General features: G+C 62.9%; 21 protein-coding genes. 14 read left to right on the plus strand and 7 right to left on the minus strand.

Going from position 1 to position 23,491, the window contains the following annotated elements:
• The first annotated feature begins 101 nt into the window (after positions 1–101).
• The 5 genes from ffh to rplS all read left to right on the plus strand — a co-directional run bounded on the left by ffh (position 102) and on the right by rplS (position 3,531).
• Positions 102–1,463, plus strand: coding sequence for a signal recognition particle protein (ffh, locus tag DEH80_RS04405; protein ID WP_109719312.1), 1,362 nt, complete (start codon positions 102–104; stop codon positions 1,461–1,463).
• 131 nt (positions 1,464–1,594) lie between these two features.
• The gene (gene rpsP, locus DEH80_RS04410; protein WP_109719253.1) at positions 1,595–1,909 is read left to right on the plus strand and encodes a 30S ribosomal protein S16; all 315 of its coding nucleotides are present in this window, start codon (positions 1,595–1,597) and stop codon (positions 1,907–1,909) included.
• Positions 1,910–1,912: 3 nt separating this feature from the next.
• A complete protein-coding gene (gene rimM, locus DEH80_RS04415) occupies positions 1,913–2,416 on the plus strand; it encodes a ribosome maturation factor RimM (protein ID WP_207774465.1) in 504 nt (167 codons plus the stop codon).
• Positions 2,416–3,162 carry a tRNA (guanosine(37)-N1)-methyltransferase TrmD gene (gene trmD / locus DEH80_RS04420; RefSeq protein WP_109719255.1) on the plus strand — a complete coding sequence of 249 codons (747 nt, stop codon included), beginning with the start codon at positions 2,416–2,418 and terminating at the stop codon, positions 3,160–3,162. The genes rimM and trmD overlap by 1 nt, the downstream gene beginning before the upstream one ends.
• Before the next feature lie 12 nt (positions 3,163–3,174).
• Positions 3,175–3,531 carry a 50S ribosomal protein L19 gene (rplS, locus tag DEH80_RS04425; RefSeq protein ID WP_109719313.1) on the plus strand — a complete coding sequence of 119 codons (357 nt, stop codon included), beginning with the start codon at positions 3,175–3,177 and terminating at the stop codon, positions 3,529–3,531.
• A gap of 94 nt (positions 3,532–3,625) precedes the next feature.
• Here the strand turns inward: rplS and DEH80_RS04430 are convergent, their stop codons facing one another.
• A complete protein-coding gene (locus DEH80_RS04430) occupies positions 3,626–4,858 on the minus strand; it encodes a cache domain-containing protein (RefSeq protein WP_109719256.1) in 1,233 nt (410 codons plus the stop codon).
• 143 nt (positions 4,859–5,001) lie between these two features.
• Between DEH80_RS04430 and htpG the strand changes: the two genes are divergently transcribed.
• The gene (htpG, locus tag DEH80_RS04435; protein WP_109719257.1) at positions 5,002–6,900 is read left to right on the plus strand and encodes a molecular chaperone HtpG; all 1,899 of its coding nucleotides are present in this window, start codon (positions 5,002–5,004) and stop codon (positions 6,898–6,900) included.
• Between the two features lie 89 nt (positions 6,901–6,989).
• Here the strand turns inward: htpG and DEH80_RS04440 are convergent, their stop codons facing one another.
• Positions 6,990–8,630 (minus strand): L,D-transpeptidase family protein, encoded by a 1,641-nt coding sequence (locus DEH80_RS04440; RefSeq protein ID WP_165831287.1) that lies wholly within the window; start codon positions 8,628–8,630, stop codon positions 6,990–6,992.
• 45 nt (positions 8,631–8,675) lie between these two features.
• The gene (locus DEH80_RS04445) at positions 8,676–9,686 is read right to left on the minus strand and encodes a D-Ala-D-Ala carboxypeptidase family metallohydrolase (RefSeq protein WP_109719259.1); all 1,011 of its coding nucleotides are present in this window, start codon (positions 9,684–9,686) and stop codon (positions 8,676–8,678) included.
• Between the two features lie 194 nt (positions 9,687–9,880).
• Between DEH80_RS04445 and DEH80_RS04450 the strand changes: the two genes are divergently transcribed.
• Genes DEH80_RS04450 through DEH80_RS04465 form a run of 4 tightly spaced genes read left to right on the plus strand, consistent with a single transcriptional unit; the run spans position 9,881 to position 16,247 of the window.
• Complete coding sequence (locus DEH80_RS04450; protein WP_109719260.1) at positions 9,881–10,642, plus strand: TetR/AcrR family transcriptional regulator; 762 nt, start codon at positions 9,881–9,883, stop codon at positions 10,640–10,642.
• Positions 10,639–12,009: a TolC family outer membrane protein gene (locus DEH80_RS04455; RefSeq protein WP_109719261.1), complete on the plus strand. Its 1,371-nt coding sequence runs from the start codon at positions 10,639–10,641 to the stop codon at positions 12,007–12,009. The genes DEH80_RS04450 and DEH80_RS04455 overlap by 4 nt, the downstream gene beginning before the upstream one ends.
• Entirely contained in the window at positions 12,006–13,136 is a 1,131-nt protein-coding gene (locus DEH80_RS04460) for an efflux RND transporter periplasmic adaptor subunit (RefSeq protein ID WP_109719262.1), read from the plus strand. Before DEH80_RS04455 ends, DEH80_RS04460 begins: the two co-directional genes overlap by 4 nt.
• Before the next feature lie 9 nt (positions 13,137–13,145).
• Positions 13,146–16,247, plus strand: coding sequence for an efflux RND transporter permease subunit (locus tag DEH80_RS04465; protein ID WP_109719263.1), 3,102 nt, complete (start codon positions 13,146–13,148; stop codon positions 16,245–16,247).
• An 83-nt stretch (positions 16,248–16,330) separates the two neighbouring features.
• On the opposite strand, the gene DEH80_RS04470 is transcribed toward DEH80_RS04465, so the two are convergent.
• On the minus strand, positions 16,331–16,510 hold the full coding sequence (locus DEH80_RS04470) for a hypothetical protein (protein ID WP_109719264.1): 180 nt from the start codon (positions 16,508–16,510) through the stop codon (positions 16,331–16,333).
• A 163-nt stretch (positions 16,511–16,673) separates the two neighbouring features.
• Between DEH80_RS04470 and DEH80_RS04475 the strand changes: the two genes are divergently transcribed.
• Together DEH80_RS04475 and DEH80_RS04480 are read left to right on the plus strand one after the other, a co-directional pair.
• A complete protein-coding gene (locus DEH80_RS04475; RefSeq protein ID WP_109719265.1) occupies positions 16,674–17,000 on the plus strand; it encodes a DUF4870 family protein in 327 nt (108 codons plus the stop codon).
• A gap of 59 nt (positions 17,001–17,059) precedes the next feature.
• The gene (locus tag DEH80_RS04480) at positions 17,060–17,965 is read left to right on the plus strand and encodes an alpha/beta hydrolase (RefSeq protein ID WP_109719266.1); all 906 of its coding nucleotides are present in this window, start codon (positions 17,060–17,062) and stop codon (positions 17,963–17,965) included.
• Between the two features lie 30 nt (positions 17,966–17,995).
• On the opposite strand, the gene DEH80_RS04485 is transcribed toward DEH80_RS04480, so the two are convergent.
• Genes DEH80_RS04485 through DEH80_RS04495 form a run of 3 tightly spaced genes read right to left on the minus strand, consistent with a single transcriptional unit; the run spans position 17,996 to position 20,269 of the window.
• On the minus strand, positions 17,996–18,631 hold the full coding sequence (locus DEH80_RS04485) for a class II aldolase/adducin family protein (protein WP_109719267.1): 636 nt from the start codon (positions 18,629–18,631) through the stop codon (positions 17,996–17,998).
• Between the two features lie 3 nt (positions 18,632–18,634).
• Positions 18,635–19,630: a thioredoxin-disulfide reductase gene (trxB, locus tag DEH80_RS04490; protein ID WP_109719268.1), complete on the minus strand. Its 996-nt coding sequence runs from the start codon at positions 19,628–19,630 to the stop codon at positions 18,635–18,637.
• A 36-nt stretch (positions 19,631–19,666) separates the two neighbouring features.
• Positions 19,667–20,269 (minus strand): peroxiredoxin, encoded by a 603-nt coding sequence (locus DEH80_RS04495; protein WP_109719314.1) that lies wholly within the window; start codon positions 20,267–20,269, stop codon positions 19,667–19,669.
• Positions 20,270–20,402: 133 nt separating this feature from the next.
• On the opposite strand from DEH80_RS04495, the gene DEH80_RS04500 reads away from it, so the two are divergent.
• Positions 20,403–21,575 carry a PQQ-dependent sugar dehydrogenase gene (locus tag DEH80_RS04500; RefSeq protein ID WP_207774466.1) on the plus strand — a complete coding sequence of 391 codons (1,173 nt, stop codon included), beginning with the start codon at positions 20,403–20,405 and terminating at the stop codon, positions 21,573–21,575.
• Positions 21,576–21,587: 12 nt separating this feature from the next.
• Positions 21,588–23,486 (plus strand): signal peptide peptidase SppA, encoded by a 1,899-nt coding sequence (gene sppA / locus DEH80_RS04505; RefSeq protein WP_109719269.1) that lies wholly within the window; start codon positions 21,588–21,590, stop codon positions 23,484–23,486.
• Positions 23,487–23,491 lie beyond the last annotated feature (5 nt).

The raw sequence follows: 23,491 nt of genomic DNA on the forward strand, positions 1-23,491 counted from the left end.
TATCTGGTTGACGCCCGTGGCCCCACGCGGATCACATGGCGAGGCCGGAACCCATTTCAGCGGTGCCGCCTGTGGTGCCGCTCCAGTCTATCGACACGCCCATGTTTGAGAATCTGACGGATCGGCTTAATCACACGATCACGCAGCTCCGTGGTCAGGGACGCCTGACCGAAGACAACATCAAGCAGACCCTGCGAGAAGTTCGCATGGCCTTGCTGGAGGCCGATGTAGCCCTGCCGGTGGTCAAGGACTTCATCGACGGCATTCGGGAACGGGCTGTCGGTGCCGAGGTCATGCAAAGCCTGACTCCGGGCCAGGCCCTGGTGAAGATCGTCCAGGGCGAGCTGGAGCGCGTGCTGGGTCAGGAGAATGTCGACCTGGAGCTGCGCGCCCAACCCCCGGCCGTCATTCTGATGGCCGGTTTACAGGGCTCGGGTAAGACCACGACCACCGGTAAGTTGGCGCGTCACCTGATGGAGCGCCGGAAGCAGTCCGTCGCGGTGACCTCCTGTGACGTATATCGGCCCGCCGCCATCGGTCAGCTTGAGACGGTGGCCGGGCAGGTCAACGCCGACTTCTATCCCAGCGAGGGCAGCGAGAATCCTGTGGACATCGCGCGCCGGGCGTTGGAGCGCGCGCGCAAGGAGTTCAAGGATGTCCTGATTGTCGACACCGCAGGCCGGTTGGGTATCGACCAGGCCATGATGGACGAGATTCAGGCGCTGCATGCGGCCATTAACCCGGCCGAGACGCTGTTCGTCGTTGACGCCATGACCGGCCAGGATGCGGCCAATACGGCCAAGGCATTCGGAGACGCGCTGCCGCTGACAGGGGTCGTGCTCACCAAAGTCGACGGTGATTCCCGCGGTGGCGCGGCCCTATCGGTGCGGCACATCACTGGCAAGCCGATCAAATTCCTGGGCGTCGGCGAGAAGCTAGAGGCGCTGGAACCGTTCCATCCCGACCGCGTGGCCTCGCGCATTCTTGGCATGGGCGATGTCTTGTCGCTGATCGAGGAAGCCGAGCAGAAGATTGACCGCAAAAAGGCCGAAAAGCTCGCCAGCAAGCTCAAAAAGGGCAAGGGCTTCGACCTCGAAGACTTTCGCGATCAGATGGCGCAGATGCAGAATATGGGCGGCATGGCCGGCCTGCTGGATAAGCTGCCGGGCATGGGCCAGCTACCCGCCAATGCGGCCTCGCAGATCGATGACAAACAAATCGGTCGGACGATCGCCATCATCAATTCCATGACGCCGCAGGAGCGGCGCTTCCCGGCCGTCATCAAGGCATCGCGCAAGAAGCGCATCGCGGCGGGCTCCGGAACGCAGGTGCAGGAGGTCAATCGCCTGCTCAAGCAGTTCACGCAGACACAGAAGATGATGAAGAAGCTCTCCGGTGGTGGCATGCAGAAACTGATGCGCCAGATGGGTGGGCGACGGCCACCGGGGTTCCCGCAGGGCTAATGGCCCGGCCTGCGTGCCACTCAGTCGCGCGAATATCGTAAAAACGCTTCACATTCCAGCCGATCCCGCTACAATACGCGGCCTTTTCGCGGCTCGAGCCGCGTGGATTCGTTGTTTTCCCAGGATTTACCATGGTCAAGATCCGACTGGCCCGCGGCGGCGCCAAGAAGCGTCCCTTCTACCACGTTGTTGCGACGGACAGCCGTAACAGCCGCGATGGCCGTTACATTGAACGTCTCGGTTTCTTCAATCCTGTTGCACGCGGCAAGGAAACGCCCCTGCAGCTGGATCTGGACAAGATCGCCGAGTGGCAAGCCAAGGGCGCGCAGGTTTCCGAGCGCGTTGGTTCGCTGATTCGCGAATACAAGCGCACCGATGCCGCTGCGCCGGCTGCTGAAGCTGCTGCCGCTGAAGCGCCCGCGGAGGAAGCTGCCAAGGACAGCTGATCCTTGGAAGCGAAGTGGGTCGTCATGGGCGAGATCATCGGCGTCCATGGCGTCCGCGGTGGGTTGACGATTCGGTCGTTTACCGACCCGCTCGAAAATGTCCTGCACTATTCACGCTGGCAGCTGGATGAGCGCCGCGAGGTGCGGGTCATCGAAGGTGGCTGGAGCGGCAAGCGCATGGTGGTTCATCTCGAAGAGCATGGGACCCCCATCACCGACCGAGACCAGGCCGCCGCGCTCATCGGGGCTCGCATCTGCGTGCCCCGCACGGCGTTGCCGGAGTCCGATGAGCTTTATTGGGCCGACCTGGTTGGATTGCAGGTCGAGACCCCTGACGGCCAATCTCTCGGAGCGGTCGTCAATATGCTGGAAACCGGAGCCAACGACGTCATGGTGGTTCGCGGTGACCGAGAGCGGTTGATCCCGTTCGTGCGCGATCATGTGGTCCACACCGTGGATCTGGACGCAGGACGAATGGTGGTCGACTGGGATCCGGAGTTTGAGTGATGAAGATTGACGTCGTCACGCTGTTTCCGGAGCTGGTCGATGCCGTGGGCCAACATGGCATGGTGCGGCAGGCGATTGCCTTGGGTGAGCTGGAATTGACCAGCCGCCAGTTGCGTGACGGGGCGACGGATAAGCGTCGGACCGTGGATGATCGCTCGTACGGTGGCGGCCCGGGCATGGTGCTACGGCCCGAGCCAATGCGTGCGGTGCTGGACCAGGCCAAGGCCGCACAGCCAATGGGCAAGGTAATTTACCTCAGCCCACAAGGCGAGCGCCTAACCGATGCGATGGCGCGTCGGCTGGCGCAGGAGCCAGGTTTGATTCTGGTCTGCGGCCGCTATGAAGGCGTCGATCAGCGTGTGATCGAGACGGCAGTGGATTTGGAAGTCTCGATCGGCGATGTGGTGTTGTCGGGCGGCGAATTGCCGGCGATGGTGCTCATCGATGCAGTGGCGAGGCTGTTGCCCGGGGTGCTGGGTCACGGCGCCTCGGCCGCTCAAGATTCGTTTGCGGCGGGTCTGTTGGACCATCCGCATTACACGCGCCCGGCGGAAGATGCCTGGGGCGCGGTGCCCGAGGTGCTGCTCGGCGGCGATCATCGTGCGATTGCACGGTGGCGCATGAAGCAGGCACTCGGGCAGACGTGGTTGCGTCGGCCTGATCTGTTTCAGGCTTTGACATTAGACGATGAACAACAGGGCTTGTTGGCTGAATTCGTGGCCGACCAGTCAGGAAACAACACGTGAGGCAGCATGGCCATGACCAACATCATTGATGAACTGAACCAGGAACAGCTCAAGACCAACGTCCCCGAATTCGGCCCGGGTGACACCGTTGTCGTTCAGGTTCGTGTGAAGGAAGGCGATCGCGAGCGCCTGCAGGCCTTCGAAGGCGTGGTGATTGCCAAGCGCAACCGCGGCCTGGACTCGGCATTCACCGTGCGCAAGATCAGCCATGGCGAAGGCGTGGAACGTGTGTTCCAGACGCATAGCCCGCTGGTTGCCGAGATCGAAGTCAAGCGTCGTGGTGACGTGCGCCGCGCCAAGCTGTACTACCTGCGTGAGCGCAGCGGCAAGAGCGCGCGCATCAAGGAAAAGCTGGCCAAACGCGGCTAAGCAGGCGGCGGTTCACGCCGCCGACCCAGCCTGAAAACACAAAAGCCCGGCCGAAGCGATTCGGCCGGGCTTTTGTCGTGTCTGTTGATCGGGTTTAGGCGCGGCGGCGAGTCGCCGCGATGGCGTCATTGGCCGGGCTGCGGGTGGCCTGCACCCGTCGGCGTTGCCGTGCATAGGCGGCATCGTACTTCCGCAGCCGGGTGGTGACGCGCGCAAGCCACTGCGCCAGGGCACCCAGCTCGCCGCCAGCATCCTGGTGGGGCACGGTGACATCCGCGCGGCCTCGGGCAGCTCGGGCCACGGCCTGCGTCAGCTCTGTGATGGGGCCGCTGCTGTGATGGTTGAGATGTAGGCCGGCCAAAACCAGCGCGACGAGGATCGCGGTCAGGGCGCCGGCACCGATGAAGCCGAGTTGCTGCCGTGCCGAGGCGGGTAGCAGCGCCTGATCCAATGGGATGACGGTTAGTGCGGTCCAGCCGGCCTGATCGACGTAGGTCCGACTTGCCGGCTGCACGCGGGTGACCAGCGACCGGCCGCCCCAGGGAACCGACTCAATGCTGTGTCCCGCGTCGCCCGTGAACGCCTTTAGCTGGCTGACCTGCATGGCTTCGTTGCCAACAGCGGCGCTTAGATGCGATGGCGCAAGGACGATCTTGCCCTCGCCGTCAACCAGCACCACGTGGCCTCCATGACCCGCCGTGGCCTGATCGAGAATGGCCAGCATGGCGCTGGTGCCATACACGGCCTTGAGCACGCCGACGAATGATTTTTCGTCCGTCAGCGACACGGAGATATCGATGGAGTAAAAGGTGGAACTCTGGTCGTACTCCAGTTCGCCGATGTTCCAACCATTGGCCCGTGCGTCCCGCCACCAGATCTCGCCCATGGGCGGGTCTTCTTCCGGCCCCTGGTCAAAGTCGCTGGTCGGATTGGTCGAGGCCACAACATAGCCACGCGCATCGGTAAAGAAGATCTCCTTGAACCGGCGCTCGCTGAGCAGGCTCAGGTCTCGCAGGAATTTGGCGGCGTCGGACTGCAGATAACGTTGGGATTCCCAGCGGCCCAGTGCCTGTGCCTTGGCCCGATTGCCGGCATCGGCGGCAGTGCCGGTGACATCGGACACGGCCGACCAGGTCTTGATCTCTGATGCCGCGCGCTGGATATCGAGCTCGATGGCGTTGAGTACGGCCTGACCTTGATCGCTCGCAGCCACGCGAGCGCGTTCCATCTGTGCATTCAGCAGTCCGTAGCCAAGGCTGGCGACCGCCGTCATCGTGGTCAATGCGAGCAAGCTAAGCGTTAGCCAGGCTCGGGTTCGAAGTTTCATGGGCGCTAGTCCTCGCGGCGGCCGTTGGGGTGAGCCTGCGTATCGACCGTCGCTGACGGAAGTTGAGGCCTGGCTGCGCGCGCCTGAACTTGAAAATCAGACAAGCGCCCGCATTGACCTCCGCGAACAATTGGGAGGTGCGCATGAGCGACACACAGTCATTCGAATTCCAGACCGAGGTGAAGCAGCTGCTTCATCTGATGATCCACTCGCTGTATTCCAACCCGGAGATCTTCCTGCGTGAGTTGGTTTCCAACGCGTCGGATGCCGCCGATAAGTTGCGGTATGAGGCGTTGAAGGACGACAGCCTGCTGGCCGATGATCCGGAGCTGCGGATCGAGATCGAGACGGACAAGACGCAGCGCACCGTCACGATCCGAGATAACGGCATCGGGATGTCACGCGACGAGGTCGTCGAGAATCTGGGCACCATCGCCCGGTCCGGAACCCGCAACTTTCTCGAACAGCTGTCGGGAGATGAGCAGAAAGACTCCGGCTTGATCGGGCAGTTCGGGGTCGGATTTTACTCCGCATTCATTGTTGCGGATCGCGTGACCGTCAACACCCGCCGCGCCGGTAGCGAGGCCGCTGTTCGCTGGACCTCGGATGGTGAAGGTCGCTATACGCTGGCCGACATCGAGACCCGGCCGCGTGGCACGGAGATCATCCTGCACCTGCGTGAGGATCAGGATGAGTTCCTGGAGCCGATGCGGCTGCGACATATCGTCAAACGCTACTCCGATCACATCGCACTGCCGGTGCGCATGCGCAAGGCGGATGATGAGGGCCAGCCCACCGAGGAGTGGGAGACCATTAATGCGGCCTCCGCGCTGTGGACGCGTGCCAAGTCGGACATCTCCGACGAGGAATACATCGAATTCTACAAGTCGGTCGCCCACGACTTTGAAGATCCGCTACGGTGGGCCCACAACCGGGTGGAGGGCAATCAGGACTACACGTCGCTGGTCTACCTGCCCAAGCGTGCACCGTTTGACCTGTGGGACCGGGAGTCCAATCACGGCCTCAAGCTTTACGTGAAGCGCGTGTTCATCATGGACGACGCGAAACAGCTGCTGCCGACCTGGTTGCGGTTTGTTCGCGGCGTCGTGGATTCCAACGATCTGCCGCTGAATGTGTCCCGTGAACTGCTGCAGTCCAGCCGCGTGGTGGACAAGCTGCGCTCGGCGATTACCAAGCGCGCGCTGGACATGATCCAGGGCTTGGCCAAGGACGACGCCGAGCAGTTCGCCAGTTTCTGGGAGACCTTTGGTCCGGTCATCAAGGAGGGGATCGTCGAAGACGCCGGGCAGCGTGAGCGCATCGCGGGCTTGGCACGTTGGCATACCACCCATGAAGAGGGCACCACGACGCTGGATGCCTATATCGAGCGGATGCCGGAAGGCCAGGACAAGATTTACTACCTGACCGCAGAGAACCTCGCGACGGCCAAGTCCAGTCCACATATCGAAGGCTTCGCCAAGAAGAACGTCGAGGTGTTGCTGCTGACCGACCGCGTGGACGAATGGGTGGTCGGCCATCTGACCGAGTACAAGGACAAGCAACTGGTCTCGGTGGCCCGCGGCGAGGCGGATCTCCAGTCGGTGGTGACCGACCCGAAAGAAGAAGCCGAACAGGCCCGCTTGGAAACCTTGTACAAGGACACGCTGGAGCGTCTGGGCACATCTCTGGAGGCGGATGTCGAATCGGTGCGTCTGTCTCAGCGTCTCACCGAGTCCCCGGCCTGTCTGGTCGTGGGTGAGCACGCCATGTCTCGACACCTGGAGCAACTGCTCAAGCAGGCGGGCGAATCCGGCATGCCGGGTAGCAAGCCGATTCTGGAGGTTAACCCAACGCATCCGATTCTCGAGACCCTGAAGCAGCTGGATCAGGGTGAGCAGTTCGATGATTTGTCGCGCATGCTCTACGAGCAGGCCGTGTTGGCCGAAGGCAGCCAGCTCACCGATCCGGCCGCGTTTGTCAAACGCCTGAATCGCTGGGTGTTCCGCGATGCCGGCAACACGGACGGTGCCGACGCGGCCTAGGCGGCGGACCCTGGGCGCTGGTGCTCGCCAGCGCCCAGGCCGTGGTTACACGTCGGGCGTTTGTCCCCGAGCCCGGCGAAACGCCAGCATCAGGCTGGCGTCGCGCTGGTAGCGGTCCGGTCGAAAATGCAGCACACCGTCGGCATCTGCCCAAGCGGTGCTGTAGTAGATGAAAACGGGCAGCCGGTCCGGGTCGGGCAGATCCACGCGGGTGTGTTGGGCCGACTCGATGGTCTCGGCAACGCGCTCGCGATCCCAGCCATCGGTGTTGGCGAAGACGAAGTCCGCCAGCGCCAAGGGTTCAGCCACTCGAATGCAGCCGTGGCTGAATGTCCGGTCGGCTTCTTCGAACAGGTGCTGGGCCGGCGTTCGTGCAGGTAGATCGAAAACTGGTTGGGAAACATGAACTTGATCCGACCCAGCGCGTTGTCCGGGCCCGGCTTCTGGCGCAGCACATGCGGAAATCGGGCGTCGGCGCGGCTGTAGCTTGACCAGTCGATCGTGGCCGGATCGATGATCTCAGCATCCAGAGGCCAGTCGGCCTGAACAATCATGTTGCGATCGGCCAGATACTGGGGGTCATCTGCGATCTTGGGGGCCATTTCGTTGACGATAATGGAGTTGGGGACCGTCCAGTAGGGGTTGATCTCGACATACTCCAGTCGGTCGTCAAACGCCGGTGTCTGATGTTGTTCCTCCCCGACGATGACCGGCATGCTCAGGCTGGCCTGGCCGTCGCGGTAGGCCTCCAAGGTGTATGCCGCGATATTGACCATGATTCGGTCATCACCCAGTGTGCGCGGTAACCAGCGCAGGCGCTCAAGATTGGCGTCGACCTGCTCCAGCCGTTGCGTCGCCGTGTAGTTGAGCATCGAGCGGGCTTCCTCACCGATGATGCCGTCGGCCTCGATGCCGTGGCGCCGCTGAAAGCGGATAAAGGCGTCGACGGTTGTCTTGTCGTAAAGCGCTGCATCCTCGGCCGTCTCGTCACGTGCATGGGTGGCTGCCAGGTCCCCTGCGATAATCAGGCGCTTGCGTAGGGCAGGGACCGCCGGATGGCGATCGTCCGGTTGAATCAGCCCCTGGGCTTCGATGGTTGGCCAACCTCCGTCTTGGATGATGCGCAGCAGTTGGGGGCGGGCGTCCCGGAGTCGGGCATAGAGGTCAGATTGGGGCGGCATCGCGGCCAGGGCGTCGGTGACCCCCGCTTCGGTCAGCGCCTGTAGTGCGGCGGCCGCCGAGAAGCTAGGGCGGGCGATATGCCAGGCGCTGGTCTGGGCGTCATCGTCAAACCGCCCCCGACTGTAGTCGCTGGCCAGTCGCAAATAGCGCTCGGTCAGGGCCCATTCAGCTTCGGCGCGTGCGCTGGCGGCATCCGGCGGTGGGTCCGCCAGTCGGGTCTGCAGGGCTTGGGGGGTATAGCGAGCGCGGGGCAGTCCATGGGTTTCTGCCGTTTCGATGGCGTCAAGCAGCTCGTTGGCCTGATCGGTCCAGCCCGCACCACCCAGCCATCCGCGATCCAGGTGCAGCCAAAGTGGCCGGTGACCGCGCTCGGCGTAGAAGTCGACCACAGGCCGAGGCTGGTCTGACAATTGGGCTTGTAAGGCGGATCGGAATGCCGACCGCGCCTCGGTTTCATCCGCCTGGGGCTGGCATCCGGCCAGCAGCAGGGCGAGCAAAATCCATGCGGGGATTCGGTCCCGACGAGTCCATTCAGAGAGTTTGTTCATGCGCACAAGCCTAGGCCAAGGCCGGCGTCGGCGCATGTTCCTGGGTTACCAGCGCGCCCGGTATCCCCTGACATCGACATGCACAAACGGGCCACGGATGCCGGGTTTCGGGCCGTAAAGCCCCATGCCCCCGATGAAGGGTTGATACCAGCGCTCGGTCGACAATTCATTGATGAGGTCGTAAATCACTCGCGCATCCGCGGTGTTGATACGGCCATCACCGTTCAGGTCATCCATCATGCCGTCGCGGGGCGCCTCGTCGACAAAGATGTCGGCAGCGCCCCCCCAGACATGCCGGCTATAGGGGACATTGCCGATGCTTCGGTTGTAGTACGGCGTGCGATAGCCGCTCATGATGTGCAGCCCGGAGGCTTGATACCCGGCATCCGCCAACTGCTCGACAATCATTTCAAGCTTAAGGAGTAGGCGTTCGCGCAGCACGACGTATTTGGGAAAGCCACCGACCTGCTTCGCCACGAACTCCCCGAGTTGAAAATGGGGGGAGACGCGAAGTGCTGCAGTCTCCGCCGTGACCTCCACGAAACCCTGGGGCGCCGCGTAGATGGCTCGCCCGTTCAGTGGTTTATCGGGGTAGTGACCCACGCGGAAACCATTGAGTCGGCCCTGCTGAACCTGGCTGGCGGGTGTCATCACCAGAGCGTGAAGCGTGATCAGGGCGCCATCGGGCTGACGTTGGATGGTGACGGTCTGCGCGCCAGGCCGGTCGGGGGCCGTCCAGGTCCAGATCCCAGCATCGGTCGCGCTGTCGTCGGGCGCAGGGGGGCGAAGCGTGCCGTCGCTTGCCGTCACCTCGAACCGGGATGGCTCGGTCTGCAGAACGGCTTGGATGGCGCGTTGCTCGCCAGGCATCACGTAAATCCCGAACACGGGGTAGGGCACCACCTCATCGCCCACGCGGATGGCAAAGGCCGCGCTGGTCTGCTGGGTGGCGTCGGCCGGAGGAGGGGGCTCGACAGGGAGGCCGGCGGGCTGGGCGGCTGCCTGACATGTCCAGGTCAGCAAGATGGTGAGTGTCACCGTGAAACGGCATGTCATGTGTGATCGGATCCTGCATCAAGTGTCTGGTTAGCCGCGGCTGTGGATGCGGCCGTCCCTAAAAATCCGACTGCAAGGCTTGCCAAGAGTTGCGTGAAAGCGGCGCACAATCTTAGGAAAGCGCTTGTCCGAGTCGGTGGAGTCGTGATCTAATGAACGTCGTTCATAGTTAGAACTTCGTTCATATTTATTCCATGACCACCCTGAGCCGACGCGAGCGGGAGTTCGCGGCGCGAGAGCGCTGCATCCTCGATCATGCCCGTGATCTGGTGCGGGAGGTGGGGTTTCTCAATCTGCAGATGGCCGAGTTGGCCCGCCGTGCCGAATATGCGACGGGGACGCTCTACCATCACTTCCGCTGCAAGGAAGACATCCTGTTCCGACTGGCTGCAGAAGGCGTCGAGCTGCGGTCGCGGTTCTTTGAGCGAGTGGCCGCATGGGCGGCCTGCAGTCGGGATCGGATGGCCGGCATGGGCTACGCCGACTGGTTGCTGGTGAATGCCTATCCGGACCATTTCCGGATTGAGCAGCTCGCCAAGGCGGTCGACATCTGGGATCGGGCCACACCGGATGTGCGCGAGGCGATGATGAGCAAGGGCGAGGGTTGCGGCAACGCCATTCTCTCTGTCGTCGATGATGCGATCGCGGCGGGCGATTTGGTCCCGGGGACCCGATCACCGCAGCAGATCTCATTCTCGTTCTGGACCATGTCGGCCGGGACGCACACCGTGACGCATGCGGCAGGCATTCTCGAGCGATTCGAGATGCGGGATCCCTATGTCATCTTGGCGAGAAATTATCAGGTCATGCTCAATGGCCTGAACTGGAAGCCGCTGCAGAACGCCGAGGATGACGCGGCGCTCTACGCATTTTTTGACCGCTTGCATGCCGAGGTCTTTCCGGACCATCAACCGGCGCACCGGTCGCAAAGGGACGATTCTGGAGATTCACGATGATCCTTCGCTTTCTGACGGTCTGGATGCTGAGTCTGGCCGCAGGCACCGCCGTGACGACGGCGCAGGCCGGAGACGGCCCGCAATCGCCTGACGACATCTGGGCGCTGGCACTGGCCCATGATCCCGTGCTTGGCGCCGCCGAGGCAGAAGAAGCCGCCGGGCTGAACGCCTACCGGTTGCGCCGGGCCACGCTGCTGCCCACCGTAACGGCGACCGGCAGCGCGGCGCGCATCGACAGCGAGATCGAGTCGGAGTTCTTCACCGCCGGGTCTGGCGGCAAGCTGGAGCAGAACTACGACGCCTATACCTACGGCTTGTCGCTGCGTCAGCCACTCTTCCGTTGGGATCTGCTCAATCGACTCGAGGTGGGGAAGGTCGAGGTGATCGCCGCAGAGGTCCGGCTTAAGCGTGTACGCCAGGAGCTGGTGGGCAGAGTCGCAACGGCCTATACCGGTGTGCTGGCCGCCGAGGACGCGCTGCAAACGGCGCGGGCGACCAAGACTGCAGTCAGCCGCCAGCTCAGCCAGGTGCGGGACCAGGTCGATGTCGGCGCGATCGCCGTCACCGGGCTGCGCGAGGCTGAGGCCGAGCAAGACCTCGCCGAGGCCAGCCTGATCGACGCCCAGCTGGCCCTGGACGATGCCGTTGACCAGTTGGCCCGGATGATTGGCACTGCATCTTTTGATTTGGCACACGTTAAGAACGTCGAGGCGCTGGAACCAATTGTTTCCGTCCCGCTTGCGGACTGGTTGGCCGCGTCTCAGGAGCGCAACACCAACGTGGTCGCGGCGCGGCTGGCTGCCGAGCTGGCGCGGCTGGACATGAGAACCAACGAGGCGGATCGGTATCCACAGCTGGACCTGGCCGCCAGCTACAACCGCAATGACACGTCCGAATCCGTGATCGGCCAGGATGCCGAGGAAGGTCGGATCGGTCTGGAACTGACCATACCGCTTTACACCGGTGGGGTGACCCGGGCCCGAATCGAATCGGCGCGCGCGACTTATTTGCAGCGCACCGAAGAGCTACGCCGTGCACTGGAGCTGGCCGAGTCGGAGGTCCGCACCGCCTGGCGCACCGTGCGGGCATCCAAGCGTCGCATTGCCGCGCGCCGCAAGGCGGTGGCCTCCACCGCGGCCGCGCTGGCCGCTGTACGCGATGGCTACGAGGTTGGCAGCCGGACGCTATCCGATGTGCTGGCAGCCGAACGCGCGGCATTGCAGGCCCAGCAATCCTTTAACCAGGCGCGCTACGACTACGTCGTCGCCGTCATCGACTTGAAATTAGCAGCCGGAACAGTCACCGATAACGATCTGCCCTTGATCGACGCGGTGTTCACCGGAAAGGAAACCGGGAGTTCAGAATGACCAAGCGTCTCATCATCGTCCTGCTCGGGCTGGGGCTCGTGTTCGGCGGCATCTTTGGCTTCAAGGCGTTCATGAACGCCCAGATGACCAAGTACTTCGCGAACATGCAGCCGCCGCCGGTTACAGTGACGACAACGGTTGCCGAGGAATCCGTCTGGGAGCCGACCATCCCTGCCGTGGGGACACTGCGTGCGGTGAATGGCGTCATGGTCTCGGCCGAGCTGCCGGGTGTGGTCGAGAACATCGCGTTTGATTCCGGCCAACGGGTGCAGCGCGGAGACCTGCTGGTGCAGCTGGATACCTCCACGGATCGCGCCCAACTGGCCGCGCTGGAGGCGCAGCTCCGGCTTGCCCGCTCAGACCTGCAGCGCCAGAACGAGCTACGTCGTCGAGGCACCAATGCCCAGGCAGACCTGGATGCAGCCAAGGCCAATGCCGCCCAGCTGGAAGCGCAGATCGAAAGCCAGAAGGCGACGATTGCCAAAAAAGCCATCAAGGCGCCCTTCGACGGCGAGGTGGGCATCCGTCGGGTCGACATCGGGCAGTACGTGGCCGCAGGCACCGGGATCGTCTCTTTGCAGCAGCTGGATCCCATTCTTGTGGACTTCACCTTGCCTGAGCAGCGCCTGGGCGAAATCGAGACCGGCCAGATCGTCCGGCTCACGGTGAGCAGCGCCAGCGAGACCGCGTTCACCGGACACATCACCGCCATAGAACCCAGTGTGGATCAGGCGACGCGCAACTTTGCTGTGGAGGCACGGGTCGACAACGTCTCACGGCGTTTGCGTCCGGGGCAATTCGCCCGGCTGGACGTCGTGCTGCCGCAGATCGAGCGATTCGTGACCCTGCCGGCCACGGCCATTACCTACAACCCCTACGGTGATTCGATATATCGGGTCGACGCGGGAGAAGCCGGCGAAGATGGCCAGGCCAGTCAGATCGCCAATCGGGTGTTCGTGGAGCTGGGTGAGCGTCGCGGCGACCAGGTCGCCGTGCTCAGTGGTGTGTCGCCCGGCGAGGAGATCGTCACCTCGGGCCAGCTCAAGCTGCGTAACGGCTCCCGGCTGAACATCAACAACAAGGTACAGCCGGACAACAGCCCGAACCCCACTCCGGCGAACAAATAGGCGGCCGTCATGGCATTTACAGACATCTTCATCCGACGGCCGGTCCTGGCCTCGGTGGTCAGCCTGCTGATTGCCCTGGTGGGGCTGCGTGCCTACCAGTCGCTCACCGTGCAGGAGTATCCGCAGGCCGAAAACGCCGTCATTACCGTGACGACGATTTATGTCGGGGCCGATGCGGAGCTGGTCCAGGGCTTCATCACAACGCCCTTGGAACGCGAGATCGCCAGTGCCGACGGGATCGACTATTTGCAGTCGTTCAGCCAGCAGGGTGTATCAACGATTCAGGCGAACCTGAAGCTCAACTACGACGCCTATGAGGCGCTCACGCAGATCACCTCCAAGGTCAACAAGATCCGTGCGGAGCTACCAGCGGAGTCCGAGGACCCGACCATCGACCTGACCGTGGGTGAGACCACGGCAACGATGTACATGTCCTTCTTCTCCGATGTGCTGGACAACAACCAGATCACCGACTACCTGACACGGGTCGTGCAGCCCAAGCTGCAGACGGTGCAGGGCGTGCAAAAGGCGGAGATCCTTGGAGCCAGGACCTTTGCCATGCGCATCTGGATGCAGCCGGAGCGCATGGCCGGGCTGGGCGTGACGCCCGCCGATGTCCGCGCAGCGCTGGCGAGCAACAACGTGCTGGCCGCAGTAGGTCAGACCAAGGGATCGATGATTTCCGTCGATCTGACCGCCGCCACCGATTTGCACACGGCCGATGAGTTCCGGCAGTTGGTGATCCGGGATGACGGCGACACGCTGGTCCGTCTGGAAGACGTGGCCACGGTCGTGCTTGGTGCCGAGAGCTATGACGTGGACGTGCGATTCAACCAGCAGAACGCCACGTTCATCGGCATTAACGTCGTGCCCGGCGCCAATGTGCTCGATGTGATTGCTGACGTCCGCGAAATCTTCCCCCGGATTGTCGAGCAGTTCCCCGAGGGCTTGGACGCAGACATTCCCTACGATGCGACTCGCTACATCGAGGACGCGATCTCCGAGGTGCGGGCAACGCTTATCGAGGCGATGGTGATCGTCATCGTGGTCATCTTCCTGTTCTTGGGCAGCGTGCGCAGCGTCATCATTCCGGCCGTCGCGGTACCGCTGTCGTTGCTGGGAGCCGGCTTCGTCATGTTGATCATGGGGTTCTCCGTCAACCTGCTGACCTTGCTCGCGCTGGTGCTGGCCATCGGCATGGTGGTGGATGACGCCATCATTGTCGTGGAGAACATCCACCGGCATATCGAGGAGGGCATGCAGCCCCAGGCGGCAGCGCTCAAGGGCGCGCGGGAACTGGGTGGTCCCATCGTGGCCATGACGATCACGTTGGTCGCGGTGTACGCACCCATCGGTCTGCTCGGTGGCCTCACCGGCACCTTGTTCATCGAGTTTGCGTTCACGCTGGCTGGCGCCGTCCTGATTTCCGGCATTGTCGCGTTGACCTTGTCGCCGATGATGTGCGCCAAGCTGCTCAAGCCGCACGACAGCGAGAACCAGGGGCGTTTCGCCAGTTTCCTGGATCGCCAGTTCACCAAGCTGGAGAACAGCTACGAGCGACGCCTGCATGGTGCATTGAACACCGTGCCGGTCATTCTGGTGTTCGGCGGGGTGGTGCTGGTGTCCTGCTACTTCCTCTTTACCTCGTCGAATAGCGAACTGGCGCCGGAAGAGGACCAGGGCATCGTCTTCATGCTGTCCACGGGCGCGCCCAATGCCACCATCGATCAGACCACGCTGTGGACCGAGCAGATGGCCAATGGCATTGCTGAGAACCCGGCGGTCGAGAACATTTTCCAGATCAATGGGGTGGGTTTCTCGGGCCCGGCGGTGAACTCGGCGATCACCGGGGCGGCGCTGAAACCCTGGAGCGAGCGAGACAAGAGCAACAAGCAGGTGCAGCAGGAGTTGCAGGGCGTCATCGGGCAGATTCCCGGTCTGGATACGGCGGCGTTCATTCCGCCACCGCTGCCCGGTGCCGGCAGCGGATTCCCCGTGCAGTTCATCATCGGTTCCACCGACGAATCGCTGGCGATTTATGAAGTGCTGCAGGAGTTCATGCAGCGGGTGCGCGAGTCGGGTCTGTTCATCTTCACTCAGACCGACCTGCGTATCGACAAGCCGCAGGTCGAGGTGGAAATCGACCGCGACAAGGTCGCAGCCATGGGACTGTCGATGCAGGAGATCGGTGGCAACCTGGCCGCCATGCTGTCCGGCGGCTACGTCAACCGCTTCTCGATCCAGGGGCGCAGCTACAAGGTGATTCCCCAGGTGGCGCGGGAAGATCGTCTGAATCCGGAACAACTGGGGACGTATCACATTCGCACGCCGGATGGTCAGATGATGCCGCTGTCCACGGTGGTGTCGCTGGAAGAGAGCGTCCGACCCCGCAGTTTGATGCGGTTCCAACAGTTGAATGCGGCAACCATTCAGGGTGTGCCCGTGCCCGGCGTGGCGCTGGGTGATGTGCTGGCCTTCATGGAGGAAACCGCCGCTGAGGTGCTGCCGGAGGGGTATACGGTCGACTACGCCGGCCAGTCGCGGCAGTTCAAGGCGGAAGGCAGTGCGCTGGTGGTCACGTTCTTCTTCGCGTTGATCATTATTTATTTGGTCTTGTCAGCGCAGTTCGAGAGCTTCGTCGACCCGATCATCATGCTGGTCACTGTGCCGATGTCGATTTGCGGCGCCTTGATCTTCGTCAGCCTGGGTCTGACCTCGCTGAATATCTACTCGCAGGTCGGGCTGGTGACCTTGATCGGGGTGATTGCCAAACACGGCATCCTGATCGTGGAATTCGCCAATCAGCTGCAGACCCGCGACGGGTACGACAAGCGCACGGCCATCGAAAAGGCATCGGCGATTCGTCTGCGTCCGGTTCTGATGACCACGGCTGCGCTTGTGATCGCGGTGGTGCCGCTGATCATCGCCACCGGCCCGGGTGCGGCGGCGCGTTTCTCCATCGGCATTGTCATCGCCTCGGGCATGACCATTGGCACGTTATTCACGCTATTCGTCGTGCCGGGGATGTACATGCTGCTGGGGCGTGACTTTGCCAAACTTCGCGGTGAGGCGACCCAGGCTGGCGAGGCCGACCCGCAACCCGCCGGCTAGTCCGGCCGGGCGGCCCCTTAACGGTGGGGCAGGCATAAAAAAACCCCGGCCTTGGCCGGGGTTTTTTCGTTGGGATACGCGGTCTAGCCGTCGTCGTCGCTGTCTTCCTCGACATTGACCTTGACCTTGTCGTCATCGACTTCCAACTCAAATTTATCGACCGTGTCGTCGGACTCCGCCGTGGGTTCAGGGTCATCGGAGCAAGCGGCCAGTGCGCCGACCAGAGCGAGTGGTATCAGCAGCTTCAATCCGGTCTTCATCATGATTCATCCTTGAATTTCAATGAATTATTACCCTAGCGGGTGGCGACGGCAGCTTGCAAATGCCATGAGCCATGACCGTGTCTGCTTGGGGAGGCAGGCGTCGACATGGACCGGGCCGGGGGCACCGCCTACACTGCAAGCCAACTTTGCTGAACTGGATGCCATGGACCACGGAACGGACACGGATCGGAATACGCTGCTGATCGCCTACGTGCTGTACGCGCTCGGACCTTTTAACGGGCTGACGGCCATCGCCGGCGTGATCATCAACCACATCAAGATCAACGACACCAGCAGCGAGTTCGTTCGCAGCCACCACAGCTGGTTGCTCCGGACGTTCTGGTGGGGATTGCTGTGGAGCATCATCTCCACCGTACTCATGATCGTCGGGGTGGGCTTTCTGATCTACGGCGTGCTGGCCATCTGGTACATCTACCGCGTGGTTCGTGGCTTGATCAACTACGCCGATCGCAAAACCATGCCGCGATAGCCTGGGTTTCCCGCCGTTGGCGGGGCATCCATCTGGCCGTGTCAGCCGAATGCAGTGCCATGAAATGTTTTCAACATGGTCCACTGCTGATGCTGCTGGTTGTGAGTTTGGCCAGCTGCGCGACCCATCGACCGCCTGAGCGCGCAGGTGCTGAACCTGTGCTTCGGCAGCAGACCTATACGCTGACCCCAGGGCTGGTTTATACGCCAGGCGACTGGCCACAGGCACTCGCCGCAGATCTGTACCGGCCACAGGCAGCGGGTCCACACCCAGCCGTGGTGCTCATCCACGGTGGAGGCTGGACCCGTCGCAGCCGGGATGACATGACCCCGCTGGCCGAGCAACTCGCCAGCCATGGGTATGTGGTGTTCAACATCAGCTATCGGTTTGCGCCGGCGTACCGGTTTCCCGCCCAGGTTCACGATGTGCAGCAGGCGGTCCGCTGGCTACGCAGGCGGGCTGCGACCTACGATGTCGACCCGCACCGAATTGGTGGGATGGGCTACTCCTCCGGCGCGCATCTGGCAGCCATGGTGGGGTTGCTGGATCCGGAAGATTCGCTGTATGACGGCGAGGCCCGCTTGCAGGCGCTGGTGCTCGGGGGCGCACCCATGGACCTGCGAGACTACAGTTCGGGTGATCTGGTCTCTGACTTTCTGGGGACGGCCGACGGCAACGACCCGGTGTACCGGCGGGCATCCCCGGTGACCCATGTCTCAGCCGATGACCCGCCGACCCTGCTATACCACGGCGGGCTCGATCTGCTGGTTCGGCCACGCTACGCGCGCGCGGCCTATGCGGCGCTGCAGGCCGCGCAGGTGCCGGCAGAACTCTACATCCACCCGCTACGCGAACATGTGAGCATGTTTGTTTGGGGGGGCGGTGCCGAGGCCGCTGCGGTGGCGTTTTTCGATCGCCACCTGCGATCGCCGGCGGTCACTGCCGTGCGCGACGGTGCAGAATAATCCGCTGCGCCAAGCCCGCTAGGGCAGGGGCTAGGGCGGTGCAGACTCAAGACCTGCCAGGGTTTCGGCCAGGGCGGCCACCAGGCGGGTGCCGGCCTGTTCCGGGCTCACGCCGAAGGCCACGACGCCATCTTCATGGCCTCGCATCGTGAATAAACCCACATCCCGTAACGGGGTCTGGCGGTACAACCTGGCCACCGCCTCGGCCATGGCCGGGGTGCCATAGGGAACATCCGCTGGCGTGCAGGGGTAGGCGGTGGCAGATGACCAAAGCTCGGGCGAATGCACATGCAACACACAGCCGATGGCTGGGTCTACCGCGTAAACCGCGCCGTGGGTTAAGGCCTCTGACGAGGGTTTGACCGGGCCGCGGGCCACGATGCGATTGGCCGCGATGTCGCAGTGCAGCACCTGGGCATAGCCCGTCCTTGGCAGCTGTTCGGGGGCGCCGGTCTGGGTGCCGCTAATGAGAAACCCCTGGCCGGCGCGTACGCTGACATTGCCGTAGCCATAGCCCATGTATCGGTCCGGGTGCTGGCCCACCAGTGCCAACCGATGCAGAACCGCGCGCCAGGCCCGTAGCGCCTGGAACGCGGTTGCATCGTCCGGGGCGTCGTCCGGCTGGTGGTCCAGCCGGTACTTGATGACGCCCTCTTGCTCCGCCATGGCTTAGGGCGCGGCGCTGGTGGCCGTGTCAGCGGTCTCCTGGGTCGCCGCCAGGTGATCGAGATAACGCTCCGCATCCAGTGCAGCCATGCAGCCGGTCCCAGCGGAGGTAACGGCCTGACGATAAACATGATCCATGACGTCGCCGGCAGCGAAGACGCCGGGCACCGTGGTGGCCGTGGCGTTGCCCTCCAGGCCGCTGCGCACCTTGATGTACCCGCCGTTCATCTCCAGCTGTCCCTTGAAGATGTCGGTGTTCGGCGTGTGTCCGATGGCCACGAACATCCCGGTCACGTCGATTTGCTTGACGTCATCGGAGCGGTTGTCGCGGATTCGAATGCCGGTTACGCCCATGTCATTGCCCACGACTTCTTCTAGCTCGTGGTGCCATTCAATGCTGATGTTGCCGTTGGCCGCCTTCTCTCGAACCTTGTCCTGGAGGATTTTTTCACCGCGGAATTCGCCACGGCGATGCACCATGGTCACGTGCTCGGCAATATTGGACAGGTACAGCGCCTCTTCCAGCGCGGTGTTGCCGCCACCGATGACCGCGACATGCTGGCCACGATAAAAGAAGCCATCGCAGGTGGCGCAGGCCGAAACGCCTTTACCCATGAACGCCTCTTCGGACTCCAGGCCCAGATAGCGCGCCGAGGCTCCGGTGGCGATGATCAGGGCATCGCAGCTGTAGGTGGCATTGTCGCCGGTGAGCAGGAACGGACGTTGGTCCAGTTGCACCGTGTTGATGTGATCAAACACGACCTGCGTATCAAACCGCTCTGCATGCTTTTGCATGCGCTCCATCAGGGCGGGCCCCTGCAAGCCCTCAACATCGCCAGGCCAGTTGTCCACGTCGGTGGTGGTGGTGAGCTGGCCACCGGCCTGCATTCCGGTGATGACCACAGGTTCAAGATTGGCGCGGGCGGCGTAGACCGCAGCGGTGTAGCCCGCGGGCCCGGAGCCGAGAATGATGAGTCGATGGTGTTGGACGTCGGTCATGCGAACCTCATGCAATAAAAATGGGGGCGGGGGCGCTTAGAGCGAATCCGCGTGTTTGTTCAGATAGTCGGCAACGCCGGCCGCGTCGGCTTTCATGCCGGGCTGGCCTTTGCGCCATCCCGCCGGGCAGACCTCGCCGTGTTCTTCGGTGAACTGCAGGGCATCGACCAGCCGGATAATCTCGTCGACATTCCGGCCAAGCGGCAGGTTGTTGACGACCTGATGTTGGACCACGCCTTCGCGGTCGATCAGAAACGATGCGCGCAGCGCCACCCCGTCGTCTGGATGGGTCACGCCGTAGCTGTGCATGATCTCGCGATGGACGTCGGCGACCATCGGGAACTGAACCTCTCCGATGCCGCCCTGGTCTACAGGCGTGTTGCGCCACGCGTAATGGGTGAACTGTGAGTCGATGGACACCCCGATGAGCTGAACATCGCGCTCGGCGAAAGTCTTGATGCGATGGTCGTGTGCAATGATCTCGGAGGGGCAGACAAAGGTGAAATCCATCGGCCAGAAGAACAGCACGCGGTATTGTCCCGCCGTGTCCGAGAATCTAAAGGCCGGCTCGATTGAGCCGTCGGGCATGACGGCGGCTGCAGTGAAATCTGGGGCCTGGCGGCCGACGAGTGTGGTCATGTTCATCTCGATTGCGCGGTGTGACATCACCGGTAGTCATTCGCGGGACCCGCGAGTGTACGCGGGGCACCAGTCTGGACGGTAACTTGGTGTCCAGCATGCCGATCCTCAAGACCCTAGTCAGCAGCGAGACATGCTTATGCAAAATTTATTGATCACCGGGTGCCTGGGCCTTGTCATGGTCCTGGCGAATGGCGTTGCCAACGCGTCGGGGGTCCAGGAGCGGCTGGACGAGATTGAACTGCCACCCGGCTTCAGCATCAGTCTATATGCCGATGATGTCCCCAATGCGCGGTCGATGACGCTGAGCGAACAGGGGGTGTTGTACGTGGGCACCCGCAGCAAGGACGTGGTCTACGCCTTGCAGGATGTCGACGGCGATGGTCGCGCTGATCGGCAGGTGGTGGTGGCGCGCGGACTGGATATGCCCAATGGTGTCGCCTGGCACGACGGCGATTTGTACATCGCGGAAAACGAGCGCATCACCCGCCTTCAGAATATCGACGAACAGCTGGACGACCCGCCCAAGCCCGAGGTGATCTACGACCAGTTGCCGGCGGAGACGCACCACGGTTGGCGGTATCTTGCGATGGGGCCGGACGGCTGGCTGTATGTCGCCATCGGTGCGCCCTGCAATATCTGTGATGCCGGCGACCCGTTCGCGAGCATCGCACGGCTGCGCCCTGACGGCTCGGGATTCGAGATCTACGCCCGCGGCGTGCGTAATTCAGTCGGTTTCACCTGGCACCCCGAGGACCAGGCGCTGTGGTTCACCGATAACGGTCGCGACTGGCTGGGCGATGACCTGCCTCCCTGCGAGCTGAACCGTGCAGACCGAGCAGGCCTGCACTTTGGCTACCCCGCCTGTCATGGCGAGTCGGTGGTCGATCCCGAGTTCGGCGCGCCGGGGGCCTGCGAGGACGCGAGGGCGCCGGTCCAGGCGCTGGGCCCGCACGTCGCGCCGCTGGGTCTGAGTTTTCTGACCGGTGAGACACTGCCGGCGGCGTATCAGGGGCAGCTACTGCTCGCCGAACATGGCTCCTGGAACCGCAGCGAGAAAATCGGCTACCGCCTGATGCTGGTGACGCTTGATGGTCACCAGGCGACAGATTATCGCCCGTTTGCAACCGGCTGGCTGGAGGGCGAGCAGGCTTGGGGCCGGCCGGTGGATGTCTTGCAGTTGCCGGATGCGTCGGTCCTGGTCTCCGATGATCATGCCGGCGTGATCTACCGGATCGCCCACGCACCGATGTCCGCCGCCGCCGACATCGCTTACGATGAATCCAACGAATCCGTGATTCCCTAGAGATCGCAAGACATGGCCAAATCCCCAAATCTGCTGCGCCGCTTCTTCGGCGCGATCTGGACGCTGTTCTCGGTTGTCTACAAGCTCTTCATCATCTTGTCAGTGCTCATCGTCATCGGCGTGCTGTACATGGGCTTCAAGGGCGGCGCCCCGGTCACCGTGCCCGATAATGTGGCCTTGGTCTGGCACCCGGCTGGCGTGGTCGTCGAGCAGAACGATCGGGACCCGACCGAGGAATTCTTCAGCGAGCTGGCCGGTGAGGGGCCGTTGCAGACCGAGTTGAGGGATCTGGTCGATGCCCTGGACTATGCCCGCGATGACAGCCGGATTCGTGTCGCCGTGTTGTGGCTGGATGCACTGGCCTATGCCGGACCGGCGCAGCTCGAAGAGCTCCGGGTGGCGATCAACCGGTTCAAGGAGAGCGGCAAACGGGTCATTGCCTATGCGCCGGGCTACACCCAGCGTGCCTACTATCTGGCCGCACAGGCCGACGAGGTCTTGATGGACCCCATGGGCATGGTGTTTCTCGAAGGCTATGCGGTTTACAACAACTACTACCCCGGCCTGCTGGACAAGCTGGGCGTGAACATGCACGTATTCCAGGCCGGCGAATACAAGTCGGCGGTTGAGCCGTTCCAGCGCGCCGACATGTCGGCAGCTGCTCGCGAGGCCAACCGCAGTTGGCTGGACACTTTGTGGGGCAAGTACGTTGGCGATGTGGCCAGCGGGCGAGGCTTGGCCACCGAGGCCATTAACCAGTACGTGGAAGGATTCGTGGATCAGCTGGCCGCGGCCGATGGCGACCCTGCCAAGGTGGCATTGAACGCCCAGTTGGTCGACGAGCTATTGCCGCTGCAGGCCGTGCGCGAGCGCATCGGGACCACCGTGGGCATGGCCGATGACCACGAGAGCTTCCGCCAGATCAATTTTCGTCGCTACCTCAAGGCGGTACGTAAGTCGCCACCGCCGGATCGACAGGTGGCCGTGGTGACCGTACAAGGGTCCATCGTGCCCGGTGAGAGCGCCGAAGGGTCGGCGGGTGGTGACACCATCGCTGATCTGCTGCGCGAGGCCCGCGATGACGACCACGTGGCCGCCGTTGTGCTCCGCGTCAACTCGCCCGGTGGTGGCATTTACCCCTCGGAACAGATTCGTCGGAGCGTGATCGAAGTCCAGGAAGCCGGCAAGCCGGTGGTCGTGTCCATGTCGACACTGGCGGCTTCCGGTGGGTACTGGATCTCCGCACCTGCCGATCGCATCTTCGCCCATGACACGACGATTACCGGGTCGATTGGCGTCTTCGGGATCTTCCCGACCTTCGAGGACACCCTGGAGAAGATCGGTGTCACCACCGACGGGGTTGGCACCACGCCGCTGGCCGGTGCCATCCGTGCAGACCGTCCGCTGGGCGATTCCGTGCGCAGACTTATTGAGTTGATCATTTCCAAGGATTACCGGCAGTTCATCGGCTACGTGGCAGACGGACGAGACATGACGCCGGAGCGGGTCGACGAGATTGCGCAGGGGCGGGTCTGGAGCGGTTTGGATGCCGCCCAACTCGGTCTGGTTGACGAGATCGGTGGCTTTCGCTCGGCGGTGACTGCAGCAGCGCAGGCGGCAGGGCTGGACGCCGATGCCCCCGAGGTGCGCTATCTGCGCCCGCCGCGTGACCTCAGTTTTGCGTTCCTGGCGCCGTTCACCCAATCAATGGCCCGGTTGGACTGGGCCCGCGCGGCACTGGGTCTGTTCGCCAAGGAGTCAGCTGCGGCGAGCCGGCTGCAGGGCGATGTGCGCTGGCTGCGTCAGATCGCCGAAGGCCAGGCCCAGGGCGCTGTCTCTCATTGTCTCTGCGTGATGGCCGCCGACGCCCCATTGGCGCAGCAGCGTGCTCGCGCTGGCGAGCGCCTGTAAACCGA

It is taken from the genome of Abyssibacter profundi, from assembly GCF_003151135.1.
Classification (GTDB): domain Bacteria; phylum Pseudomonadota; class Gammaproteobacteria; order Nevskiales; family OUC007; genus Abyssibacter; species Abyssibacter profundi.

Bases quoted from the DNA above. Each gene is read 5' to 3' on its own strand.
- ffh (WP_109719312.1), top strand. From the start codon at position 102: ATGTTTGAGAATCTGACGGATCGGCTTAATCACACGATCACGCAGCTC.
- rpsP (WP_109719253.1), top strand. From the start codon at position 1,595: ATGGTCAAGATCCGACTGGCCCGCGGCGGCGCCAAGAAGCGTCCCTTC.
- trmD (WP_109719255.1), top strand. From the start codon at position 2,416: ATGAAGATTGACGTCGTCACGCTGTTTCCGGAGCTGGTCGATGCCGTG.
- rplS (WP_109719313.1), top strand. From the start codon at position 3,175: ATGACCAACATCATTGATGAACTGAACCAGGAACAGCTCAAGACCAAC.
- DEH80_RS04430 (WP_109719256.1), bottom strand. From the start codon at position 4,858: ATGAAACTTCGAACCCGAGCCTGGCTAACGCTTAGCTTGCTCGCATTG.
- htpG (WP_109719257.1), top strand. From the start codon at position 5,002: ATGAGCGACACACAGTCATTCGAATTCCAGACCGAGGTGAAGCAGCTG.
- DEH80_RS04440 (WP_165831287.1), bottom strand. From the start codon at position 8,630: ATGAACAAACTCTCTGAATGGACTCGTCGGGACCGAATCCCCGCATGG.
- DEH80_RS04445 (WP_109719259.1), bottom strand. From the start codon at position 9,686: ATGACATGCCGTTTCACGGTGACACTCACCATCTTGCTGACCTGGACA.
- DEH80_RS04450 (WP_109719260.1), top strand. From the start codon at position 9,881: ATGACCACCCTGAGCCGACGCGAGCGGGAGTTCGCGGCGCGAGAGCGC.
- DEH80_RS04455 (WP_109719261.1), top strand. From the start codon at position 10,639: ATGATCCTTCGCTTTCTGACGGTCTGGATGCTGAGTCTGGCCGCAGGC.
- DEH80_RS04460 (WP_109719262.1), top strand. From the start codon at position 12,006: ATGACCAAGCGTCTCATCATCGTCCTGCTCGGGCTGGGGCTCGTGTTC.
- DEH80_RS04465 (WP_109719263.1), top strand. From the start codon at position 13,146: ATGGCATTTACAGACATCTTCATCCGACGGCCGGTCCTGGCCTCGGTG.
- DEH80_RS04470 (WP_109719264.1), bottom strand. From the start codon at position 16,510: ATGATGAAGACCGGATTGAAGCTGCTGATACCACTCGCTCTGGTCGGC.
- DEH80_RS04475 (WP_109719265.1), top strand. From the start codon at position 16,674: ATGGACCACGGAACGGACACGGATCGGAATACGCTGCTGATCGCCTAC.
- DEH80_RS04480 (WP_109719266.1), top strand. From the start codon at position 17,060: ATGAAATGTTTTCAACATGGTCCACTGCTGATGCTGCTGGTTGTGAGT.
- DEH80_RS04485 (WP_109719267.1), bottom strand. From the start codon at position 18,631: ATGGCGGAGCAAGAGGGCGTCATCAAGTACCGGCTGGACCACCAGCCG.
- trxB (WP_109719268.1), bottom strand. From the start codon at position 19,630: ATGACCGACGTCCAACACCATCGACTCATCATTCTCGGCTCCGGGCCC.
- DEH80_RS04495 (WP_109719314.1), bottom strand. From the start codon at position 20,269: ATGACCACACTCGTCGGCCGCCAGGCCCCAGATTTCACTGCAGCCGCC.
- DEH80_RS04500 (WP_207774466.1), top strand. From the start codon at position 20,403: ATGCTTATGCAAAATTTATTGATCACCGGGTGCCTGGGCCTTGTCATG.
- sppA (WP_109719269.1), top strand. From the start codon at position 21,588: ATGGCCAAATCCCCAAATCTGCTGCGCCGCTTCTTCGGCGCGATCTGG.